Source organism: Aquitalea sp. ASV11, assembly GCF_016429185.1.
GTDB classification, from domain to species: domain Bacteria; phylum Pseudomonadota; class Gammaproteobacteria; order Burkholderiales; family Chromobacteriaceae; genus Aquitalea; species Aquitalea pelogenes.
The window spans coordinates 1-23,408 of sequence record NZ_JAELUD010000061.1; the positions used below are offsets into that span (position 1 = coordinate 1).

At 59.3% G+C, this 23,408-nt stretch carries 19 protein-coding genes; 14 read left to right on the forward strand and 5 right to left on the reverse strand.

Annotated elements, in window-relative coordinates; all coding sequences use genetic code 11:
- Positions 1 to 898 (reverse strand): hypothetical protein (locus tag JHD62_RS16665; RefSeq protein ID WP_199103846.1); only part of this gene is annotated, 898 nt, incomplete at its 3' end.
- A 92-nt stretch (positions 899 to 990) separates the two neighbouring features.
- Here JHD62_RS16665 and JHD62_RS16670 point away from each other — a divergent pair.
- Entirely contained in the window at positions 991 to 1,227 is a 237-nt protein-coding gene (locus tag JHD62_RS16670; protein ID WP_199103847.1) for a hypothetical protein, read from the forward strand.
- Between the two features lie 4 nt (positions 1,228 to 1,231).
- Here the strand turns inward: JHD62_RS16670 and dapE are convergent, their stop codons facing one another.
- From dapE to JHD62_RS16690, 4 genes are all read right to left on the reverse strand, one after another.
- A complete protein-coding gene (gene dapE, locus JHD62_RS16675) occupies positions 1,232 to 2,362 on the reverse strand; it encodes a succinyl-diaminopimelate desuccinylase (RefSeq protein WP_199103848.1) in 1,131 nt (376 codons plus the stop codon).
- Positions 2,359 to 2,709 (reverse strand): ArsC family reductase, encoded by a 351-nt coding sequence (locus JHD62_RS16680; protein WP_131359070.1) that lies wholly within the window; start codon positions 2,707 to 2,709, stop codon positions 2,359 to 2,361. Before JHD62_RS16680 ends, dapE begins: the two co-directional genes overlap by 4 nt.
- Before the next feature lie 13 nt (positions 2,710 to 2,722).
- Positions 2,723 to 3,880, reverse strand: coding sequence for a PilT/PilU family type 4a pilus ATPase (locus JHD62_RS16685; RefSeq protein ID WP_199103849.1), 1,158 nt, complete (start codon positions 3,878 to 3,880; stop codon positions 2,723 to 2,725).
- Positions 3,881 to 4,021: 141 nt separating this feature from the next.
- A complete protein-coding gene (locus JHD62_RS16690; protein WP_199103850.1) occupies positions 4,022 to 5,701 on the reverse strand; it encodes a long-chain-fatty-acid--CoA ligase in 1,680 nt (559 codons plus the stop codon).
- 307 nt (positions 5,702 to 6,008) lie between these two features.
- Between JHD62_RS16690 and rimP the strand changes: the two genes are divergently transcribed.
- The 13 genes from rimP (at position 6,009) to JHD62_RS16755 (ending at position 23,333) form a co-directional block, all read left to right on the forward strand.
- Positions 6,009 to 6,437 carry a ribosome maturation factor RimP gene (gene rimP, locus JHD62_RS16695; RefSeq protein WP_045846116.1) on the forward strand — a complete coding sequence of 143 codons (429 nt, stop codon included), beginning with the start codon at positions 6,009 to 6,011 and terminating at the stop codon, positions 6,435 to 6,437.
- Between the two features lie 51 nt (positions 6,438 to 6,488).
- The gene (nusA, locus tag JHD62_RS16700; protein ID WP_045846064.1) at positions 6,489 to 7,967 is read left to right on the forward strand and encodes a transcription termination factor NusA; all 1,479 of its coding nucleotides are present in this window, start codon (positions 6,489 to 6,491) and stop codon (positions 7,965 to 7,967) included.
- Positions 7,968 to 8,006: 39 nt separating this feature from the next.
- Positions 8,007 to 10,970 (forward strand): translation initiation factor IF-2, encoded by a 2,964-nt coding sequence (gene infB, locus JHD62_RS16705; RefSeq protein ID WP_199103851.1) that lies wholly within the window; start codon positions 8,007 to 8,009, stop codon positions 10,968 to 10,970.
- A 135-nt stretch (positions 10,971 to 11,105) separates the two neighbouring features.
- Positions 11,106 to 11,528: a 30S ribosome-binding factor RbfA gene (rbfA, locus tag JHD62_RS16710; RefSeq protein ID WP_045845353.1), complete on the forward strand. Its 423-nt coding sequence runs from the start codon at positions 11,106 to 11,108 to the stop codon at positions 11,526 to 11,528.
- The gene (gene truB / locus JHD62_RS16715; RefSeq protein ID WP_199103852.1) at positions 11,525 to 12,448 is read left to right on the forward strand and encodes a tRNA pseudouridine(55) synthase TruB; all 924 of its coding nucleotides are present in this window, start codon (positions 11,525 to 11,527) and stop codon (positions 12,446 to 12,448) included. Before rbfA ends, truB begins: the two co-directional genes overlap by 4 nt.
- Before the next feature lie 80 nt (positions 12,449 to 12,528).
- On the forward strand, positions 12,529 to 12,798 hold the full coding sequence (rpsO, locus tag JHD62_RS16720) for a 30S ribosomal protein S15 (RefSeq protein WP_045845302.1): 270 nt from the start codon (positions 12,529 to 12,531) through the stop codon (positions 12,796 to 12,798).
- A 182-nt stretch (positions 12,799 to 12,980) separates the two neighbouring features.
- Entirely contained in the window at positions 12,981 to 15,128 is a 2,148-nt protein-coding gene (pnp, locus tag JHD62_RS16725) for a polyribonucleotide nucleotidyltransferase (protein WP_199103853.1), read from the forward strand.
- A gap of 369 nt (positions 15,129 to 15,497) precedes the next feature.
- Positions 15,498 to 16,712, forward strand: a complete 1,215-nt coding sequence (locus JHD62_RS16730; RefSeq protein WP_199103854.1) for an aspartate aminotransferase family protein — start codon at positions 15,498 to 15,500, stop codon at positions 16,710 to 16,712.
- Between the two features lie 108 nt (positions 16,713 to 16,820).
- Positions 16,821 to 17,840, forward strand: coding sequence for an arginine/ornithine succinyltransferase subunit alpha (gene aruF / locus JHD62_RS16735; protein WP_045845299.1), 1,020 nt, complete (start codon positions 16,821 to 16,823; stop codon positions 17,838 to 17,840).
- Between the two features lie 11 nt (positions 17,841 to 17,851).
- The gene (astA, locus tag JHD62_RS16740) at positions 17,852 to 18,886 is read left to right on the forward strand and encodes an arginine N-succinyltransferase (RefSeq protein ID WP_233161024.1); all 1,035 of its coding nucleotides are present in this window, start codon (positions 17,852 to 17,854) and stop codon (positions 18,884 to 18,886) included.
- The gene (gene astD, locus JHD62_RS16745; protein ID WP_199103855.1) at positions 18,883 to 20,343 is read left to right on the forward strand and encodes a succinylglutamate-semialdehyde dehydrogenase; all 1,461 of its coding nucleotides are present in this window, start codon (positions 18,883 to 18,885) and stop codon (positions 20,341 to 20,343) included. The genes astA and astD overlap by 4 nt, the downstream gene beginning before the upstream one ends.
- On the forward strand, positions 20,340 to 21,686 hold the full coding sequence (gene astB, locus JHD62_RS16750; protein WP_199103856.1) for an N-succinylarginine dihydrolase: 1,347 nt from the start codon (positions 20,340 to 20,342) through the stop codon (positions 21,684 to 21,686). Before astD ends, astB begins: the two co-directional genes overlap by 4 nt.
- Before the next feature lie 717 nt (positions 21,687 to 22,403).
- On the forward strand, positions 22,404 to 23,333 hold the full coding sequence (locus JHD62_RS16755) for a branched-chain amino acid ABC transporter permease (RefSeq protein ID WP_062790476.1): 930 nt from the start codon (positions 22,404 to 22,406) through the stop codon (positions 23,331 to 23,333).
- Positions 23,334 to 23,408: the final 75 nt, after the last annotated feature.

The window sequence follows — 23,408 nt, forward strand, 5'->3', positions numbered from 1 at the left end:
AGGCCCAGCTTTGGCGCAGTTCCAGTCCCAGCCCCTGTTGCAGGCGGCTACGCCAGTTGCGCACACCATCCCGACCCAGCAGGCTGGCAAGCAGGCTGTTGCAAGGCAGGGCGGGAGGCTGCTGGCGCTGGTAAGGCTGAAAGATTTGCCACAGCGCACGCAAGCCCAGCTCGATAGCCAGCACTGCCATCAACAGTGCACCTGCCTGTAACAGGCGCAGCAGCCAGCCCAGGCCCAGCAGCAGGCCGGCAGCGGCCAGCGCGGGGAGCAACATGGACAGCAATACGGCGCGCAAGATGGCTTGCAGCTGCGCTGCTTCCGGCCATTGTTCTTTATCCTGCAAGGCCAGGCTGCGTTCCAGCAGCAGCGTGGCAAAACTCAAAGCCAGTCCGCACAGCAGGGCGGCTAACAGGCCATCCGGGTTGGGGGTGCTTTCTGGCGTGGCTTGCAATACCAGCAGGCTGATCAGCAGGGTCAGCAGGCTGGTGCCGGCTTGTTGCAGTACTGCCCAGCCGGTGCGGCGGCCAATCAGCCGTCGCAGGCGTGGCCACAGCAGCCAGCGGCGCAGGCTGTATTTGCCCGCTGTGCCGTGGGTACGCGCTGTCGTGTCGGTGGGGCGGAGTTTGCCGGGCAAAAAATGCGGGAAAAGGGGTAGCGCAGTCATGGCCTGCCGCTTGCGGCGCCAGCCAGCCAGGTTGCTACTGCCATACAGTGTGCCAGTCAGCAGCCACAGGCTGGCAGACAGCGACAGGCACAGCAGGCGCGCTGTCCCGCCAGGCAGCAGCAGTCCTGCCAGCAGGCAGGCGATGGCCAGCAGCAGGGCCGGCAGCGCGCAGCGCCGGTAGAGCAATTCCTGCCGGGCGGAGGCATCGGCTAGGGCAGAGGGGGATGTCTTCATATTCCTGAGCAGGGCGCAGGCATTGCCTGCACAGCAGGCTGGCAATGCTACAATTTCTGCATTAGACAGATTGTCACGTAAGCAGGCAAAGCATGGATCATACACCTTACCTTGGCATGGCGTGTTGCGGCCTGATGGCAGCGGCACAGGCGGGCATGCCGGCGGCAGAGCCGCCAGCCAGTGTCCCTGCCATGCAGCAGCAGGCTCCGGCCAGCAGCAGCTATCAATGCGTGAACCCGGCGCAACAGCTGCATGCCATGCTGGCCCGTTACGCCCTCAAGTGTGGCGACCCGACCTGCCCGCTGTGCAATCCGCCTGCTGCGCCGTGAGGGCTCAGGCCAGCAGCAGCTTTTCCAGAGTGCGCTGGTAAATTTCGGCCAGCGGTTCCAGGTGGGCCACTTCCACGCATTCGTTCAGCTTGTGGATGGTGGCGTTGACCGGGCCAAACTCCACCAGCTCGCGCGCAATGCGCTTGATGAAGCGGCCATCGGAAGTGCCGCCGGTAGTGGACAGTTCGGCGCTATGGCCGGTGACCTGGTAGATGGCCTCGCCCAGTGCATCGGTCAGTGCGCCCGGCGCGGTGATGAAGGGCATGCCGGACAGGGACCAGTGCAACTCGTAACCCAGGCCGTGCTTGTCCAGAATGGCATGCACCCGGTCTTTCAGCGATTCCACCGAGCTTTCCGGGCTGAAGCGGAAGTTGAAGCGGATTTCACACAGGCCGGGAATGATGTTGACCGCACCGGTACCGGCATGGATGTTGGACACCTGCCAGCTGGTGGGCGGGAAGAAATCATTGCCACGGTCCCATTCGGTGACAGCCAGCTCGGCCAGTGCCGGCGCCATCAGGTGGACCGGGTTCTTGGCCAGGTGCGGGTAGGCAATATGGCCCTGGATGCCGTGAATCACCAGGCGGCCGGACAGCGAACCGCGGCGGCCGTTCTTGATGGTGTCGCCCAGTTTCTGGTCGGAAGTCGGTTCGCCGACAATACAGTAGTCAATCAGCTCGCCACGCGCTTCCAGCGTATCCACCACCTTGACCGAGCCATCCACCGCCACGCCTTCTTCGTCCGAGGTCAGCAGCAGGGCAATGCTGCCGGGGTGATCCGGATGGTCTGCCACAAAGGCTTCAATGGCGGTAATGAAGGCCGCCAGCGAGGCTTTCATGTCGGCCGCGCCACGTCCGTACAGCAGGCCGTTGCGCTGACGCGGTTCAAACGGCGGGCTGTCCCATTGCTCTAGCGGGCCGCTGGGCACCACGTCGGTGTGGCCGGCAAAGCACAACAGCGGGCCGCTGTTGCCACGCCGCGCCCACAGATTGTCCACTTCGCCAAAGCGCATCGGTTCGATGACAAAGCCCAGTGCATGCAGGCGTTCGGCCAGCAGTTGCTGGCAGCCGGCATCGTACGGGGTGACGGAATCGCGGCGGATCAGCTCGCAGGTCAGGTCCAGGGTCTTGCTCATGCGGCAAACTCCTCGGCCCATTGTGCTTCGTTGAAACCCACGCTGACCTTGCCCGGGCGTTCCAGCACCGGACGCTTGATGATGGAGGGCTGCGCCTGCAACACGGCAATCGCGCCTTCAGCCGTGGCGGCCTGGGCTTTCAGTTCGTCGGACAGGCCGCGCCAGGTGGTGCCCTGGCGGTTGATCAGCTTGTCCAGGCCCACAGCGGCGATCCAGGCTTGCAGCTGGGCTTCGGTCACGCCCTGCTTCTTGAAATCGTGAAAGGCAAAGTCGATGTGATGATCGGTCAGCCACTGGCGGGCTTTCTTGACCGTATTGCAATTGGGAATGCCGTAGAGGGTAATCATGTTGTGTGCTTGTTTATAAATCCAGGGTGAATCCGTCAAAGCTGGTGGAGGCTTTGTCCGGGTCTTGCTTGTCCTGCGGCGGGGCTGCAGCCTTTTGGGCTTCTGCCTGCTTGCTTTGTGCGTGGTTGATCAGCCAGTACAGGTTGGTGGGCGAGTCGGCATTTTTCAAGGCATCGTCCAGCAGGATGCGGTCTTGCTGGTACAGGCGGAACAGCGACTGCTCGAAGGTTTGTGCGCCTTCGCTCATGCTGTTTTCGATGGCTTCCTTGATCTGGTCGATTTCACCATTGCGAATCAGCTCGGCAATATGCGGGGTATTGATCAGGATTTCCAGTGCCGGAATCTGCTTGCCATCCTTGGTGGGGACCAGGCGCTGCGAAATCACCGCGCGCAAGGAAACGGACAAGTCCATCAACAGCGCGTTGCGGCTTTCGGTGGGGAACAGGCTGATCACCCGGTTGAGCATGTGATAACTGTTGTTGGCATGCAGCGTGGACAGGCACAAGTGGCCGGACTGGGCGTAGTTGATGGCATGCGTCATGGTTTCGGCATCGCGGATTTCGCCAATCATCAACACGTCCGGCGCTTCACGCATGGCGTTCTTCAGCGCGTTTTCGTAAGAGAAGGTATCCACGCCGATTTCGCGCTGGTTGACGATGGATTTCTGGTGGCGGTAGACAAACTCGATCGGGTCTTCCACCGTCAGGATATGGCCGGACTGCGTCTGGTTGCGGTGTTCCAGCAGGGATGCCACGGTGGAACTCTTGCCGCTGCCGGTGGCCCCCACCACGATGATCAGCCCGCGCTTTTGCTGCACCAGCGTCTGCAGGGTATCGGGCAGGTTCAGCTCGGCCAGCGACGGAATGCGCGGCCGGATGAAGCGCACCACCATGGCCACCGTGCCGCGCTGCCTGAAAATGTTTACCCGGTAATTGCCCAGGCCTTCCACCAGCCGGCCGAAGTTCATTTCCAGCTCGCGCTCGAAGGTGGCAATCTCGCCATCATTCATCAGGCTGTAAGCCAGCTGGCGAACAATATCAGCCGACAGCGGCTTGTCGTTGATGGGCAGGGTGACGCCATCAATCTTGATCTGCGGCGGCGCTTCTGCCGTGAAAAAAATGTCACTGGCTTGTTTGTCGGCCATCAGCTTGAAAAATGGCAGCATCAGCATGGTCGGGTTTTCCAATCCGGTATTCAGTATGGTGGCTACACAAAGTGCATGGTCTTTTTATAGCGCTATTGTGCCTGCTCCGGGCTGCAAGCGACAGCCAATAACAAAAAAGCCCGCATCAGCGGGCTTCTGTTGGGTGGCTCAGGCCTGTTTGCCGACTTCCTGGTCGCGCAGGGCGCGGCGCAGGATCTTGCCGACATTGGTCTTGGGCAGCTCCTGGCGGAACTCCACGCTGCGCGGCACCTTGTAGGCGGTCAGGTTCTCGCGGCAATGCTGGATCACAGCTTTTTCCGTCAGGCTGTCATCCTTGCGCACCACGAACACCTTCACCGCCTCGCCGGACTTGTCATCCGGCACGCCGATGCAGGCCACTTCCAGCACGGCCGGGTGGCTGGCCACCACGTCTTCCACTTCATTGGGATAAACATTGAAGCCGGATACCAGAATCATGTCCTTCTTGCGATCCACCAGCTTGACGTAGCCTTCCGGGGTGAGCACCGCCATGTCGCCGGTAGCCAGGAAACCGCGCGAATCAATCACCTTGGCAGTTTCGTCCGGGCGGTTCCAGTATCCCTTCATCACCTGCGGGCCCTTGATGCACAACTCGCCCTGTTCGCCTTGCGGCACGGCCTGGCCATCGGCACCGCGGATTTCAATGTCGGTGGACGGAATCGGCAGGCCGATGGTGCCGTTGTAGGCCTGGATATCCAGCGGGTTGATGCAGGCAGCCGGGCTGGTTTCGGTCAGGCCGTAGGCTTCGGCCAGGGTGACGCCAGTCAGTTGCTTCCATTTGTCTGCCACGGCCTTTTGCACCGCCATGCCGCCACCCAGTACCAGACGCCAGCTGGAAAAGTCCACGGACTGGAAGTCAGGGTGATTGAGCAGGGCATTGAACAAGGTGTTGACCCCGGTCATCGCAGTGACGCGGTATTTCTTGATTTCCTTGATGAAGCCCGGAATGTCGCGCGGGTTGGTGATCAGCACGTTCAGTGCGCCCAGCTCGGTAAAGATCATCAGGTTCGCGGTGAGCGAAAAGATGTGATAGAGCGGCAGCGCGGTAATGATGATTTCCTCGCCCTCGCGTGCTACCGGTTTCACCCAGGCACCGGCCTGCAGCATGTTGGCAATGATATTGCGGTGTACCAGCATCGCCCCTTTGGAAATGCCGGTGGTGCCGCCGGTATATTGCAGGAAGGCAATGTCCTCGTGGCCGATGCTGACCGGGACAAAACGCTGCGCTGCGCCGGCTGCCAGTGCGTCGTTGAAGCGGGTATGGCCGGGCAGCTTCCAGGCCGGCACCATCTTCTTGATGTTGCGCACCACAAAATTCACCAGCAAACGCTTGGGGAAGCCCAGCATGTCGCCGATGGAGGTCACGATGACATTCTTCACCTTGGTGCGCTTGATCACGTCTTCCAGCACGCTGGCAAAGTTTTCCAGGATGACGATGGTTTCGGCGCCCGAATCGTTCAGCTGGTGTTCCAGTTCGCGCGGGGTGTACAGCGGATTGACGTTCACCACCGTGCCACCGGCGCGCAAGGTGCCGAATACCGCCACCGGATATTGCAGCAGATTGGGCATCATCACGGCAACGCGATCGCCCTTTTTCAGCTGCAAGGTGTTTTGCAGATACGATGCAAACTGCTCGGTCAGTGTCTGTAGCTGTCCATAGCTGAGGATCTTGTCCATATTGGCCATGGCAGGGCGGTCACGGAACTTGTGAACGCTGCGATCAAACACTTCGACAATCGACTGGAACTGATTGATGTCGATCTCGTGTGCTACCCCTGGCTGGTAATTCTTTAGCCAAACCTTTTCCATAAGTAGGGTTTCTCCATCGTGCTGATACGAGAGTGCCGCGCCGGCATCGCTGCTGTGGCGAGCATCTTCTATATAATTGTTTCTGAATTTTCGAATGGGTATTGCGCCCATTCCTATGTACCCGAACTTCGTCAGGTTGCAGCTAATTTACAGTATGTGAAAAATGCGCGCAAAGCACAGGCCGATGCATGTCGGGGTGGCGGGTAGGGCCTTGACAGGCTTCGGTTTTCTTTTTTGCAGGAATGGGTTACAATCGCGATGTTTAGGGATGGGCGTTTCGCCCATTTTTTATTTGTGGAAAGAAGCAATGGATGTACGTTTGCTGCTGGAAAACACCCTGCCAGGTCTAGGCTACGAGCTGGTCGATTTTGAAATGACCCAGGGTGGTGGTTATCGCGTGTTTATGGACAAGCCAGGTGGCGTCACGGTGGAAGACTGTGTGCTGGTCAGCAATCACCTGACCCGTCTGTTCATGGTTGAAAACGTCAATTACGAACGGCTCGAGGTTTCCTCCCCGGGGCTGGATCGTCCTCTGAAGAAAGAGGCGGACTTCGTGCGCTTTGCCGGACAGCTTGCCAAGATCAAGACGCGCATGCCGGTCGAGCAGCAAAAGAAGTTTGCCGGTCGTCTTGTCGGGGTTGAAGATGGCGCGGTCAAGCTGGAAGTGGATGGCGGCCGCATCGTGGCAATTGCCCTGACCAATATCGACAAAGCCAGGCTCGAGCCTGAGTTTTGAGCGCGGATAGGTCCTGTTGCCGCGCATAAGGACAAAAATTCGGAGGAATGCATGAGTCGCGAGATTTTGTTGCTGGTTGATGCCCTGGCAAGCGAGAAGAATGTCAGCAAGGATGTGGTTTTTTCCGCCCTTGAAATGGCACTTGCTTCGGCAACCAAAAAGAAGTTTACCGATGACGAAATGGATGTGCGTGTCGAAATCGACCGTCACACCGGGCAATACCAGACTTTCCGTCGCTGGACGGTGGTGCAGAACGAGCTGATCGAAAACGAGAGCCGCGAAATCACCATTACCGACGCGCGTGATGATGATCCACGCATCGAAGTGGGTGCAGTGATCGAACAACCGATGGAAGCCGTCGAGTTTGGCCGTATCGGTGCCCAGACTGCCAAGCAGGTCATCCTGCAACGCATCCGCGACGCCGAGCGTGAACAGCTGCTGAACGAATTCCTGCAGCGTCGCGAACACCTGATCACCGGCACCATCAAGCGCATCGAACGTGGCAATGCCATTATCGAATGCGGCAAGCTGGAAGCCGTACTGCCGCGCGATCAGATGATTCCGAAGGAAAACCTGCGCGTGGGCGACCGCGTGAAAGCCTTCCTGCTGCGCATCGACCGCATGGGTCGTGGCCCGCAGCTGGTGCTGTCGCGTACTTCCAGCCAGTTCCTGATCAAGCTGTTCGAGCTGGAAGTGCCGGAAATCGAAGAAGGCCTGCTGGAAATCAAGGAAGCCGTCCGCGATGCCGGCCTGCGCGCCAAGATTGCCGTCAAGGCCAACGATGCCCGTATCGACCCGCAAGGCACCTGCATCGGCATGCGAGGTTCCCGCGTCCAGGCCGTTACCCAGGAGCTGGCAGGCGAGCGCATCGATATCGTGCTGTGGGCACCGGAACCGGCGCAGTTCGTGATCAACGCGCTGTCCCCGGCTGAAGTGAACCGCATCATGATCGACGAAGACAACCACAGCATGGATGTGGTGGTCGAGGAAGACCAGCTGGCACTGGCCATCGGCCGTAGCGGTCAGAATGTCAAGCTGGCAGCCGAACTGACCGGCTGGTACCTGAACATCATGACCGTGACCGAAGCCGAGGAAAAACACCAGGCCGAAGACGCGCAGTTGCGTGATCTGTTTGTCACCCATCTGGGTGTGGACGAAGCCACCGCCACCGTACTGGTGCAAGAAGGTTTTGCCACCCTGGAAGAAGTAGCGTATGTGCCGATTTCCGAAATGCTGGAAATCGACGGTTTTGACGAGGAGTTGGTGAATGAGCTGCGCAGCCGTGCACGTGACGCCATCCTCACTCAGGCCATTGCGTCCGAAGAGAAAGTCGAAGGTGTATCCGAAGACCTGAAAGATATCGAGGGTCTGGATGCCGAGCTGGTTCGCAAGTTGGCCGAGAACGGCGTGTCCACGCGTGATGATCTGGCCGACCTGGCCGTTGACGATCTGGTGGACATGACCGGCATTGAAGCTGAAGCTGCACGTGCAATCATCATGAAAGCGCGCGAACACTGGTTCAACCAGTAAGGCTTCTTCGGGAAGTATTTACGGAATTTGGGAAGACGCATGGTATTGACGAATGTAAAACAGTTTGCCGGTGAGCTGAACCTCACGCCTGAACGATTGCTGGAACAGCTTCGTGCAGCGGGTGTGGCCAAGCGCGCGCCGGATGATACGCTCTCCGAGCAGGATAAATCCCAGCTTCTTGACTACCTGAAGCGTTCGCATGGCGCGCGTGATGAGTCGCGTATCACGCTGACTCGCAAGTCCACCAGTGAAATCAAGACTGCGGACGGTAGTACGGTAAAAGTTGAAACACGCAAGAAGCGTGTAGTGGTGCGTCCGGAAGAAAGCCCGGCTGCTGCCGCTGCTGTTGTTGCACCCGAGCCGGCTGCTGCTGCACCGGCCCCGGCTGCCAAGCCTGTTGAAGTGGTTGCTGCCCCTGCTCCGGCGGCAGAAACCAAGCCGGTTGTTGAAGTGAAACCGGAAACCAAGCCGGAACCGCAAGTAAAGGTTGAACCCAAGGTGGAATCCAAGCCCGCCGCACCGGCTGCCCCGGTTGCGGAAGTCCCGGCCAAGGAAGCTGCACCTGCTGCCAAGCCGGCACCGGCTGCGGCACGAACCGTAGCCTCCATCCTGTCGCCGGAAGAAGTAGCCGCGCGTGAAGCTGAAGAAAAGCGCCAGGCTGCTTTCCGTGCCCGCCAGCAAGAGCTGATGCGCGAAAAGATCGAACGCGAAGAACGTCGTCAGGCTGCGCGTCTGGCTGCGCAGCAACCGGCACCGGCTCCCAAGCCGGTAGAAGCACCGAAGCCAGTTGAAGCGCGTAGCGAAGAGCGCCGTGATGACCGTCGTGACGAGCGTGGTCCGCGCCCGGCTGGCGACAACCGTGGCCCGCGCCCGGCTGGCGACAACCGTGGCCCGCGCCCGGCTGGCGACAACCGTGGCCCGCGTCCGGCTGGCGACAACCGTGGCCCGCGCCCGGCTGGCGACAACCGTGGTCCGCGTCCGGCTGGTGACAACCGTGGCCCGCGTCCGGCTGCTGCCGCTGCACCGGGAGCCCCGGTGGTGCCGGCAACCGTTGCCGGTCGTCCGGATGCCAAGAAGGGCGGCGCCAAGAAGGGTAACGAGCGCTGGGAAGAAGGCAAGAAGGGTCGTGGCCTGAAAACCAAGGGCGGCGATGCCGGTAATGACTGGAAATCCCGCGGTGGCAAGGGCAAGCACAAGCAAAACAACCAGCATGCCTTCCAGGCTCCGACCGAGCCCATCGTGCATGACGTGCTGGTGCCGGAAACCATCTCCGTGGCCGATCTGGCTCACCGCATGGCCGTCAAGGGCGTTGAGGTGATCAAGGTCCTGATGAAGATGGGCATGATGGTGACCATCAACCAGGTGCTGGACCAGGAAACCGCCATGATCGTGGTGGAAGAAATGGGCCACAAGCCGCGCGCGGCACAGGCGGATGATCCGGAAGCCTACCTGGAAAAACCGGAAGGCGAAGAAGTGGAAGTGGCAGTCATGCCGCGTCCGCCGGTCGTCACCGTGATGGGTCACGTTGACCACGGCAAGACCTCGCTGCTGGACTACATCCGTCGCGCCAAAGTGGCCGCTGGTGAAGCCGGTGGCATTACCCAGCACATTGGTGCTTACCACGTGGAAACCCCGCGTGGCATGATCACCTTCCTGGATACTCCGGGTCACGAAGCGTTTACCGCCATGCGTGCCCGTGGTGCCAAGGCCACTGACATCGTGGTGCTGGTGGTGGCTGCTGACGACGGCGTGATGCCGCAAACCATCGAAGCCATTCACCATGCCAAGGCTGCCAAGGTGCCGATGGTGGTGGCGGTCAACAAGATCGACAAGATGGGTGCCAATGCAGAGCGCATCCGCCAGGAACTGGTATCCCACGAAGTGGTGCCGGAAGACTGGGGTGGCGACACCCAGTTCGTCGAAGTGTCTGCCAAGCAGGGCACCAATATCGACGCGCTGCTGGAAGCCATCCTGCTGCAGGCTGAAGTACTGGAGCTGAATGCACCGGTGGACGCTCCGGCCAAGGGCATCATCGTGGAAGCCCGTCTGGACAAGGGTCGTGGCCCGGTTGCCACGCTGCTGGTTCAGTCCGGCACCCTGAAGAAGGGCGATGTGGTACTGGCTGGTACGGCATTCGGTCGCGTTCGCGCCATGATCGACGAAAACGGCAAGGCCATCGAAAGTGCCGGCCCTGCCATCCCGGTGGAAATCCTGGGTCTGTCCGACGTACCGCAAGCCGGTGAAGACGCCATGGTGCTGACCGACGAGCGCAAGGCGCGTGAAATCGCCCTGTTCCGTGCCGGCAAGTTCCGTGACGTACGCCTTGCCAAGCAGCAAGCCGCCAAGCTGGAAAACATGTTTGCCCAGATGGCCGATGGCAGTGGCGAGGTGCAAACCTTGTCCATCATCATCAAGGCCGACGTGCAGGGTTCCTACGAAGCTCTGGCTGGCAGCCTGCAGAAGCTGTCCACCGACGAAGTGCGCGTCAGCATCCTGCACTCCGGCGTGGGTGGTATCTCGGAGTCGGACATCAACCTGGCGATCGCTTCCAAGGCCATCGTGATCGGCTTCAACACCCGTTCCGATGCCGCAGCGCGCAAGCTGGCCGAGAACGAAGGCGTGGACATCCGTTACTACAGCATCATTTACGATGCCGTGGACGAAGTGAAAGCAGCCTTGTCCGGCATGCTGGCACCGGAGAAGAAGGAACAGATCCTGGGTACCGTCGAGATCCGTCAGGTGATCCCGGTCTCCAAGGTTGGCAACATTGCTGGTTGTATGGTGACCGACGGTCTGATCAAGCGTACCGCTTCGATCCGCCTGATCCGCAATCACGTGGTGGTGCATACCGGCGAACTGGACTCGCTCAAGCGCTTCAAGGACGACGTGAAGGAAGTGAAGCAGGGTTACGAGTGTGGCCTGATGCTGAAGAACTTCAACGACATCCAGGAAGGCGACCAACTGGAAGCTTTCGAAATCGTGGAAGTGGCTCGCTCGCTGTAAGCGGCAGCTCTCCGGCGGGCGTGCTTCGGGCTCAGGCTCGAAGGCGCTCGCCTTTTGCATTCAAGGCGGCTGACACAAGGCTGGGTAAATGCCCGGCTGGCTGTTGGCCGCTTTCATACCGACAGGATGGAAATCATGGCCAAAGCCAGAAAAGGTTTCTCCCGCGCCGACCGCATTGCTGAACAGATTCAGCGCGAGCTGGCCGAGCTGGTACGTACCGGTCTGAAAGACCCGCGTGCCGGCTGGATCACCATTACCGCCGTGCAAGTGACGCGTGACTATTCCCATGCCAAGGTGTTTTACACCGTGATGGACGAGAAAACCCGCGAAGTCAGCCAGGAGGCGCTGGAGCACTCCGCCGGTTACCTGCGTTCCGAACTGGGCCGCAGCATCAAGATGTTCACCACGCCGCAACTGCACTTTGTCTACGACGAGTCGGTATCGCGTGGCATGCACATGACCAGCCTGATCAACCAGGTAGCCAAGGAAGACGCGGAAAAATTCGGTCAGGTCGATGCTGCTGCTCCGGCCGCAGATGAAGAAGGTAGCGCCGAATGAGCAAGCCGCGCAGCAACCGCCGCCAGATTGATGGCGTGCTGCTGATCGACAAGCCCTACGATATTTCCAGCAACAACGCGCTGCAAAAGGCGCGTTGGTTGCTGAATGCCGCCAAGGCTGGGCATACCGGTGTGCTGGACCCGCTGGCTACCGGCCTGTTGCCGATGTGCCTGGGGGAGGCCACCAAGTTTTCCTCCTATCTGCTGGATGCCGACAAAGGTTACCGCGCCACCGTACGCTTTGGTGCCGCCACCAGTACCGGGGATATCGAGGGCGAGGTGGTGCGGGAGTGCCCGATCAACTTCGACCAGGACCGCCTGCTGCAAGTCATGCAGCAGTTTGGCGGCGAGATCAGCCAGGTGCCGCCGATGTATTCGGCGCTCAAGCACCAGGGCAAGCCCTTGTACGAATACGCGCGTGAAGGCATTGAAATTGCGCGTGAGCCGCGCAACATCACCATCCATTCGCTACAGCTGGTCAGCTTTGATGGTGTGGAAGCAGTAATCGACGTGCTGTGCAGCAAGGGTACCTATATCCGCACGCTGGCCGAAGACATTGCCATTGCGCTGGATTGTGCTGCCCATCTGACCGGTTTGCGTCGTACAACGACTGGTGGTTTCCAGCTGTCCGAGGCGCACACGCTGGCCGATGTGGAAGCGCTGGACATGGCTGGTCGCGAAGCGCTGTTGTTGCCGGTCGACGTATTGGTGCAACACTTTCCGGCGCATACGCTGGATGCAGCCAGCGTCGCGCGTTTTATTCACGGACAGGCCGTGCGTTTTGTCAGCGAGTGTGCGAAAATGAAGCGCTTTCGTGTTTACAGCGATGTGGATGCGGAGTTTCTGGGTCTGGCCGAGTTGCGGGATGATGACATGCTGCACCCGATCAGACTCCTGGCTGTCAAACAGGCAGCCTGCTAGCGAAGTGCGGATGGGTTGGGAAACCGGCTCGCTGCACTTGTCGGATCGCAAGATCCTTACCTGATTTGGAGTTACCCAAAATGGCAATGACCGCCGCCCAAAAAGCAGACATCGTTAAAAGCTTCCAGCACAAGGAAGGCGATACCGGTTCGTCCGAAGTGCAAATCGCACTGCTGACCGCTCGTATCAACGATCTGACCCCGCACTTCAAAGCCAACACCAAGGATCACCACAGCCGTCGTGGTCTGCTGAAGATGGTGAGCCGTCGTCGTCGCCTGCTTGACTACCTCAAGCGTACCGATGCTGACAGCTACCGCGCTCTGATTGCCCGTCTGGGTCTGCGCAAGTAATTGGTTCAGGTTTGAAAAAGTCGCAGCAAGTCTGCGACTTTTTCACGCTGGCCTTCAAGCACGCTGTATTACTGTGACAACGGGGGGAGCCTCTAGAAATTTTGATCGAAACCGGTCCGAATTTTTAGGGGTTCCCGTTGTGTTTTCAGCTTGAAAAAACAATTTTGACTAAGGGATGCCCTGTGTTCAATAAAATTACCAAAACGTTTCAGTATGGTAACCAGACCGTTACCCTGGAAACCGGCGAAGTAGCGCGCCAGGCTTCCGGCTCCGTTATTGTTTCTGTAGATGAAACCGTAGTTCTGGTCGCCGTAGTCGGCGGCAAAAATGTCAAGCCGGGCCAGGATTTCTTCCCGCTGACCGTAGACTATCTCGAGCGTACTTACGCTGCCGGTAAAATCCCGGGTGGCTTCTTCAAGCGCGAAGGCAAGCAGTCCGAGAAGGAAGTGCTGACCAGCCGCCTGATCGACCGTCCGATCCGCCCGCTGTTCCCGGAAGGCTTCTACCACGACGTACAGATCGTGGCCACCGTGCTGTCGCTGAACCCGGAAGTGGATTCCGACATCCCGGCCATGATTGGTGCTTCCGCTGCGCTGGCCATCTCCGGCCTGCCGTTTGCCGGCCCGATTGGTGCTGCCCGTGTGGGTTACGCCAACGGCGAATACATCCTGAACCCGACCAAGACCGAACTGGCTACCTCCGAGATGGACCTGGTGGTTGCAGGTACCGAGCGCGCCGTGCTGATGGTCGAGTCCGAAGCCAAGGAACTGTCCGAATCCGTGATGCTGGGCGCAGTGGTATTTGGTCACGACCAGATGCAAGCCGCCATCAAGGCCATCAACGAGCTGGCTGATGAAGTGAATCCGGTGATGTTCGACTGGACCGCTCCGGCCAAGAACGAAGAACTGATCGCCCAGGTACGCGGCATTGCCGGTGCCAAGCTGGCCGATGCTTTCCGCCTGCGTCAGAAGCAAGCCCGTACCGTTGCCATCAACGAAGCCTGGGCCGACGTCAAGGCTGCGCTGATCAACGAAGATACCGACACCCTGCTGGCCAACGAAATCAAGGGCATCTTCAAGGGTCTGGAAGCGGAAATCGTCCGTGGCCAGATTCTGGCTGGTGAGCCGCGTATCGATGGTCGCGACACCCGCACCGTGCGCCCGATCAGCATCCGCAGCAACGTGCTGCCGCGCACCCACGGTTCCGCCCTGTTTACCCGTGGCGAAACCCAGGGCCTGGTGGTGACCACGCTGGGTACCAAGCAGGACGAGCAGATCATCGACGCGCTGGCCGGTGAATACACCGAACGCTTCATGCTGCATTACAACTTCCCGCCGTACTCCACCGGTGAAGCCGGCCGCATGGGCCCGCCGAAGCGTCGTGAAATCGGCCATGGTCGTCTGGCCAAGCGTGCCCTGGTTGCCGTACTGCCGCCGGAATCCGAATTCGGTTACTCCATGCGCGTGGTATCGGAAATCACCGAATCCAACGGTTCTTCCTCCATGGCTTCGGTTTGCGGTGGCTGCCTGTCGCTGCTGTCCGCCGGTGTGCCGCTGAAGGCCCACGTGGCTGGTATCGCCATGGGTCTGATCCTGGAAGGCAACCGCTTTGCCGTGCTGACCGACATCCTGGGTGATGAAGATCACCTGGGCGACATGGACTTCAAGGTAGCCGGTACTGCCGAAGGCATTACCGCCCTGCAGATGGACATCAAGATCCAGGGCATCACCAAGGAAATCATGCAGGTTGCCCTGGCGCAAGCCAAGGAAGGCCGTCAGCATATCCTGGGCCTGATGAAGGAAGCCGTGGAAGGCCCGCAAGAGCTGTCCGCCCACGCTCCGCGTCTGTATGTGATGAAGATCAATCCGGAGAAGATCCGTGACGTGATCGGCAAGGGCGGCGAAACCATCCGCTCCATCACCAAGGACACCGGCACCGAGATCAATATCGAGGAAGATGGCACCATCACCATCGCCTCCATCTCCGGTGAAGGCGCCGAGGCTGCCAAGAAGCGTATTGAAGAAATCACCGTTGAAGTTGAAGTGGGCAAGATCTACGAAGGTACCGTAGTGAAGATCCTCGACAACAACGTCGGTGCCATCGTTTCCATCCTGCCGGGCAAGGATGGTCTGGTACACATTTCCCAGATCGCCAACGAGCGCATCAAGAATGTGTCCGACTACCTGAAAGAAGGCCAGGTTGTGAAGGTCAAGGCCATTGAAATGGACGATCGCGGTCGTATCCGCCTGTCCATCAAGGCATTGCTGGAAGACGAGTCCAAGGTTGCGCGCGAAACCGCCGACTCCTTTGGTCTGAAGACCCAGCAGTAATTCCTGGCAATCTGCCAAGCAAAAGCCCGCAGCAATGCGGGCTTTTTTGCGTCTGGCGGCAGGGAAGGGATGCCGGTGTGAATGTCGCGATTACGGCAGGCAGGACGCATGCTGCGCAGCATTTTGACCGCCAGATGGCGGCTGTGGCGACGATTTGTTTTGCAAGATACTGAAAATGAAGGTGAAAATGGCGGTTTGACGGGTTTGAGATAGGTCAAGTAATTTTATAAGCAGATGTCGCAAACCGGATATGGGTTGGCCGGAAGATTCGATTAGAATCATTTCAAGCGTATTAAATCATAACAATGCCGTTTACTGCCCCGGACAGCAGGCAGAAACGGAGGACCAAGCAGGAAGGGAACTATAAAGATGAGCAATTCGATCACCCGCGCTGATTTCGACCAGGTCATGGTCCCCAACTACGGCCCGGCTGCCTTCATTCCGGTCAAGGGCCTGGGATCGCGAGTCTGGGATCAGGATGGTCGTGAATTCATTGATCTGGCTGGCGGTATCGCCGTGAATTCGCTGGGCCATTGCCACCCGCAACTGGTGGCTGCGCTGACCGAACAGGCTGGCAAGCTGTGGCATGTGTCCAATGTGTTCACCAACGAGCCGGTACTGAAACTGGCTCATGCGCTGACTTCCGCCTCCTTTGCCGATCGTGCCTTCTTCTGCAACTCCGGTGCCGAGGCCAATGAAGCCTGCTTCAAGCTGGCACGCAAATATGCCGCCGATCATTTCGGTCCGGAAAAGAACGAAATCATCTCCTGCAAGAATTCCTTCCACGGTCGCACTCTGTTTACCGTGAGCGTGGGTGGCCAGCCCAAGTACACCGAAGGCTTTGCCCCGGTACCGGCTGGCATCCACCATTTCGAGTTCAACAATATCGACTCCCTCAAGGCGGCCATCAGTGACAAGACCTGCGCCGTAGTCATCGAGCCGGTGCAAGGCGAGGGCGGCGTGCTGCCGGCCGACAAGGCCTTCTTGCAAGCTGCGCGTGAACTGTGCGACCAGCACAATGCGCTGCTGATTTTCGATGAAGTACAAACCGGTGTGGGCCGTACCGGCTCGCTGTACGCCTATCAGGAATATGGCGTGACACCGGACATCCTCTCCAGCGCCAAGTCGCTGGGTGGCGGTTTCCCGATTGGTGCCATGCTGACCACCGACAAGATTGCCCAGAGCTTCTCGGTCGGCACCCACGGTACCACTTACGGCGGCAACCCGCTGGCCGCCTCGGTTGCCCTCAAGGTGATCGAAATCGTCAACACCCCTGAAGTGCTGGCCGGTGTACGTGCCAAGAGCCAGCGCTTGCGCGATGGCCTGAATGCCATCAACGACAAGTACAAGGTATTCAAGGAAGTCCGTGGCATGGGCTTGCTGCTGGGCTGCGTACTGACCGATGCCTTTGCCGGCCGTGCCAAGGACTTCGTCAACGCCGCCAGCAAGCATCAGCTGTTGCTGCTGGTTGCCGGTGTCAATGTCGTGCGCATGGCACCGTCGCTGGTGGTGGAAGACCGCGACATCGACGAAGCGCTGCAGCGTTTTGATGCTGCCGTGGCTGAACTCGTCGCCGCCAAGTAAGCCCCGTTTTTTCCCGCAAGAGACACCACAGCCAGGCTTTGCCGTGGCTGTGGGTACGGCTGCGCCCGCGAAACGGCGCAGCGGCTTACCCCCCAGAGGGAGGTTTCCATGTTTATCGTGCGCCCAGTCCGCACTGCCGACTTGCCCGCCATCGAAAGAATGGCCGTAGCCAGCGGTATCGGTGTGACCAGCCTGCCCAACAATCGGGACAAGCTGTTCGAACGGATCCAGCAGTCCTCATCGTCCTTCGAGTTTGAAGCCACCGCAGAAACCGGCAGCGAATACTATATGTTCGTGCTGGAGTCGGCCGGCGAAGTGGTGGGTACTGCATCCATCAGCGCCTGTGCCGGTTTTGACGAGCCGTTTTACAGCTACCGCAGCGAAACCTTTGTGCATGCCTCGCGTACCCTCAAGGTGAACAACCGGGTGCATGTGCTCAATATCTGTCACGACCTCACCGGCATGGTGCAGCTGTGCGGCTTCTATGCCGATACCGTGCTGGAACCGCTGGCCGCCGAACTGCTGTCCCGCGCGCGCCTGCTGTTCATCGCCACGGCACGGCAGCGCTTTGGCCGCCGCATCATTGCCGAAATGCAGGGCATTCATGATGATGCCGGGCAGTCGCCGTTCTGGAACGCCATTGGCCGCCGCTTCTTCAATATGGATTTCCTGCAGGTGGAGCAGGCTTTTGTTGGCCACAGCAAAACCTTCATTGCCGAGCTGATGCCCAGCTATCCCATCTATGTGCCCTTGCTGCCGGATGATGCGCAAAACGCCATTGGCCAGATTCACGCCAATTTCGAGCGTCCCTGTCAGCTGCTCACCACCGAAGGTTTCGAGGCAGACAACTATATCGACATCTTTGATGGTGGCGCGGTGCTGACTGCCGAGCTGGACCGTCTGCAAACGCTGGAGCGCAACCGCTGTCATCCGGTGGAAGTGGCCGCCAGCCTGCCGGCGCAGGCCAGCATGCATCTGGTGTGCAACCAGCAGGTAGGTGACTTCGTGGCGGCAGCCATCCGCGTGGCCATTGTCGATGGTGTGGCCTTCATCAATCCGGATGCCGCCCAGGCGCTGGGTGTAAGCAGCGGCGACACCGTGCGTGTGGTCGGCTTGCAGCAAGGCTGAGGAGAGACAGCATGATGATTATCCGTCCGATCGCACATAGCGATCTGCCCGGCCTGATGAATCTGGCACGCAGTGCCGGAGTCGGCCTTACCTCCTTGCCGGTGAACGAAGAACGCCTGTCGCGTCGCATCAGCCGTTCGGTACTGTCCTTTGCCGGTGAGCTGGACCGCGCCGACCAGGGCTATGTATTCGTGCTGGAAGACAGCGAAACCGGCCAGGTTGGTGGTATCTGCGCGCTGGAAGCCGCCGTTGGCCTGAAGGAGCCCTGGTACAACTACCGCGTGGGCACCATCGTGCACGCCTCGGACGAACTGGGTGTGTACTCGCGTCACGAAACCCTGTTCCTGTCCAACGACCATACCGGCTATTCCGAGCTGTGCACCTTGTTCCTGCATCCGGATTTCCGCGCCAACCGCAATGGCGGTCTGCTGTCGAAAAGCCGCTTCCTGTTCCTGGCGCAATTCCCGCAATTGTTCGGCAAGACCGTGGTGGCGGAAATGCGTGGCGTATCCGATGCCGATGGCCGCTCACCCTTCTGGGAAGGGCTGGGGCGTCACTTCTTCTCCATCGATTTCGCTCAGGCGGATTACCTCACCGGCGTCGGCCAAAAGGCTTTTGTCGCCGAGCTGATGCCCAAGCACCCGGTGTATGTCGATTTCCTGCCGGCCGATGCCCAGGCGGTAATCGGCAAGACTCACGACAACACCCGCCCGGCTGTGGCCATGCTGGAATCCGAAGGTTTCCGCTACGAAGGCTATGTCGACATCTTTGATGCCGGCCCTACCGTGCAGGCCTATACCAGCGAAATTCGTGCGGTGAAGGAAAGCCGCACCGTGACCGCCCGCGTACTGGACCCGCTGCCCGAAGGTGAGCGTTGCCATTATCTGGTCTCCAATCAGTCGCTGACCGGTTTCCGGGTGATTCTGGCACACGCACCAGCCCCCACTCATGAATTCTGCCTGACGCCGGAACAGGCGCAGGCCCTGAACGTGCAGGAAGGCGACCACGTACGCTGCGTGGCACTGTCGCCCAAGGAGAACGCATGACCACTTTGTTTATCAATGGACAATGGCTGGCCGGTACCGGCGCAGACCTGAGCAAGACCAACCCGGCTACGGCGGAGCTCATCTGGCAAGGACAGGGCGCGGATGCCGCGCAGGTTGATCAGGCTGTTGTGGCGGCACGTCTGGCCTTCAAGTCCTGGGCACGCACTGCACTGGACGAGCGCATTGCCATCGCCCGCCGCTTTGGCGAACTGCTGACGGCCAACAAGGATGCGCTGGCCACCATTATTGCCAAGGAAACCGGCAAACCGATGTGGGAAGCGCTGACCGAAGTCACCACCATGGTCAACAAGGTGGAGATTTCGGTGAAGTCCTATCACGAGCGTACCGGCGAGCGCGCCGCGCCCATGGGTGATGCCCAGGCGGTGCTGCGTCACAAGCCGCATGGTGTGGTGGCCGTGTTCGGCCCGTACAACTTCCCCGGCCATTTGCCCAATGGTCATATCGTTCCTGCGCTGTTGGCCGGTAACTGCGTGTTGTTCAAGCCGTCGGAACTGACACCGTGGACCGCACAGGAAACAGTGCGTCTGTGGGCGGAAGCCGGCTTGCCGGCCGGGGTGATTGCCCTGCTGCAAGGTGCGCGTGAAACCGGCATTGCCCTGGCAGGCCACAAGGGTATCGACGGCCTGTTCTTTACCGGCAGCTCGGCCACTGGCGAACTGCTGCACCGCAATTTCGGCGGTCAGCCGGACAAGATCGTGGCGCTGGAAATGGGTGGTAACAATCCGCTGATCGTGGAAGACGTGGCCGATGTCGATGCCGCCGTGCATCACATCATCCAGTCAGCTTTTGTGTCGGCGGGACAGCGCTGCACTTGCGCGCGTCGCCTGCTGGTGCCGCAAGGTGCGTGGGGTGATGCGCTGCTGGCCCGTCTGGTGGAGGTCACTGCCAAGCTGAAAGTGGGGCAGTACGACGAACAACCGGCACCGTTCATGGGGGCGGTGATTTCCAATGCCGCCGCCGAAGCCTTGCTCAAGGCCCAGGCCTGGCTGCTGGAAAACGGCGGCAAGAGCCTGCTGGAAATGCGTCGCCTGACACCGGATGCCGCCATCCTGTCGCCCGGCATCATCGACAGCACTGCGGTGGAGCGCCCGGACGAAGAATTCTTCGGCCCGCTGCTGCAAGTCATCCGCTATGCCGATTTTGATGAAGCCATCGCCATTGCCAACGACACCCGCTTTGGCCTGGCCGGTGGCGTGCTGTCGGATAGCCGTGCCTTGTACGAACGCTATCTGCTGGAAAGCCGCGCTGGCGTGGTCAACTGGAACAAGCCGCTGACTGGTGCTTCCAGTGCTGCCCCGTTTGGTGGCATCGGCGCATCGGGCAACCATCGCCCCAGCGCCTACTATGCCGCCGATTACTGCGCTTACCCGGTTGCCTCGCTGGAATGCGACAGCCTGACCGTGCCTGCCCAACTTTCTCCGGGGATTACACTGTGAACGCCTACGAAGTGAATTTTGACGGCCTGGTCGGGCCGACGCACAACTACAGCGGCCTGTCCTTTGGCAATGTGGCTTCCACCAGCAATACCAAGGCAGTGTCCAATCCCAGGCAGGCGGCCCAGCAGGGTCTGGCCAAGATGAAGGCGCTGCACGACCTGGGCTTCAAGCAAGGCGTGCTGGCTCCGCACGAGCGCCCGGATATCGCCAGCCTGCGCCGTCTGGGTTTTTCCGGTACCGACGGCGAAGTGGTGGCGCGTGCCGCCAAGGAGGCCCCGGCCATTCTGGCGGCAGCTTCGTCCGCTTCCTGCATGTGGACGGCCAATGCGGCCACGGTCAGCCCGTCCGGCGATACCGCGGACAAGCGGGTGCACTTTACCCCGGCCAATCTGAACAACAAATTCCACCGCTCCATCGAGCATCCCACCACGCGCCGTCTGTTGCAGGCCATGTTTGCCGATGAGCAGCATTTCATGGTGCATGAAGCCCTGCCGGCACAGATGCACTTTGGTGATGAAGGTGCGGCCAACCATACCCGCTTCTGTGCGGAATATGATGCTGCCGGGGTGGAGTTCTTCGTGTTCGGCGCGGCGGCATTCGATAGCCGTTACCCGGCCCCGCAGCGCTTCCCGGCGCGGCAGACGCTGGAAGCCTGCCAGGCCGTGGCGCGCCTGCATGGTTTGTCGGAATCCGGCGTGGTGTATGCCCAGCAGGACCCGGCCACCATCGATGCCGGTGTGTTCCACAACGATGTGATTTCGGTGGGCAACCGCAATGTGCTGTTCCATCATGAAAAGTCTTTCCTGGAGCAGGGCAGGGTGCTGGAAGAGCTGTCACGCAAGCTGGCGGCCGTGGGTGGGCAGTTTGTGCCGGTGGAAGTGCCGGATGCCGAAGTGAGCGTGGCCGAGGCGGTGAAGAGCTATCTGTTCAACAGCCAGCTGCTGTCCAAGCCCGATGGCAGCATGATCATCGTGGTGCCGGAAGAATGCCGCAATGTCGAGCGCGTGTGGAGCTATCTGCAAAAGATGAGCAGCAGCGGTGGCCCGATCAATGAAATCCGCGTGTTCGACCTGAAACAGTCGATGCAGAATGGCGGCGGCCCGGCTTGCCTGCGTTTGCGCGTGGCGATGTCGGCCAGCGAGATTGCCGCAGTCAACCAGGGCGTGCTGATGAGTGATGATCTGTTCGCGACGCTGAACGCCTGGGTGGAGCGGCATTACCGCGATCGCCTGAGTGCGGATGATCTGGCCGACCCCTTGCTGCTGGATGAATGCCGCACGGCGCTGGACGAACTGACGCGCATCATGCGGCTGGGTTCGGTTTACCCTTTCCAGCTGACCTGAGCCAGATCATGCGGCAGGACAGGGCGATGTCTTCATTCCGGTCAGTTGCCCTGTTCCTGTCTATATATAAAGCCACCTGCGGGTGGCTTTTGTGCTGTTATGGGGCGCTGCAGCATTTTTTGCCACATTGTGGGGCAAATTTCCCGTTTTCAGTGGCAAAAAACTGGCCCGACTCTTGCTATAGAGGCCGCAACAAACAGTTTTGTCCGCACTGCGTGCTTAATGATGTAGTGAGCCGACAAAAATTTTGCAGGTATGGGGTGCGTTCAGTCGGGCGGACGATTGTATCCCGAAGATTGTATACATTCGAATGAGTGCGAAAATTCTGTGTTCGCATTGGAATGCGAATGATCATTTCTTTTCGATTACGAATATTTTCAAGGGGAAACATGTCAAAAATGTGAAAATGCAGGCTTTGCCAGGTGTGTTCTCGCGCAGTGAAGATATCCGATATTATCTTGCTGCGGCGCAGTAATATGTCCGGTAAAAACTCAATAAAATCAATAACTTGCAACAATCTTAAATGATTTGCCTTTTTGCTGTTTTTCACCGGTTTTTCAGATTGACAGTCGATTGAATCCACACGCATAATCCGTGCGGCTGTCAGACAGAAACCAGGAAAATGGTTCGATACGACAGGCAACAACTACAGGTGGCATAAGAAGAGGGGAAGCCCTACAAGCTGCTGGGTCGTTTAAATCAAAGGAGATCTCCCACGTGGACATTTTTTTCCAACAGATCCTCAATGGTCTGGTACTTGGTAGCATCTATGCGCTGATCGCGCTGGGTTACACCATGGTGTACGGGATCATGGGGCTCATCAACTTCGCCCATGGCGAAGTCGTGATGATTGGTGCAATGGTATGTATTACCGTCGTTTCTACCCTGATGCACTCGGGTGTGGACCTTCCAGGCTGGGCTATCGTGCTGATCGGCACGCTGGTTGCCATTCCGGCTTGCGCCTTGCTGGGCTTTGTCATTGAGCGGGTGGCTTACCGTCCGTTGCGTGGCGCCCAGCGTCTGGCTCCGCTGATTACCGCGATTGGCTTGTCCATTTCGCTGCAGCAGATTGCCATCCTGATCTGGGGCCGCAACTACATCCCGTTCCCTGACCTGCTGAATGCTGACACCGTCAGCATCATGGGTGCCAGCATTACCAAGCTGCAAATCATGATCGTGGTGCTGTGCCTGGTGCTGATGACCGGCCTTTTGGTTGTGGTTGAGAAAACCAAGCTGGGTCGCGCCATGCGTGCCACCAGTCAGAACCCGGCCGTGGCCGGCCTGATGGGTGTCAACGTCAACACCATTATCTCCGCCACCTTCATGCTGGGTTCTGCCCTGGGTGCGATTGCCGGTGTAATGGTTGCTACCAACTATTCCCAAGCTCACTACTATATGGGCTTCATGATCGGCCTGAAGGCGTTTACCGCTGCGGTGCTGGGTGGTATCGGCAATCTGGGTGGCGCAGTGGCCGGCGGTATCCTGCTGGGCATCATCGAAAGCCTGGGTGCAGGTTATATCGGTCAGCTGACCGGTGGCTTCCTGGGTTCCAACTATCAGGACATCTTTGCCTTCATGGTGCTGATCCTGGTGCTGATTTTCCGTCCGTCCGGCCTGCTGGGCGAAAAGATGGCTGACCGCGCCTGATCCGGGGGAGAAATAACATGAGCAAGGCATTTGATTCCAAACAAATCGGGCTGTTCATCGCCAGCGGCATTGCCC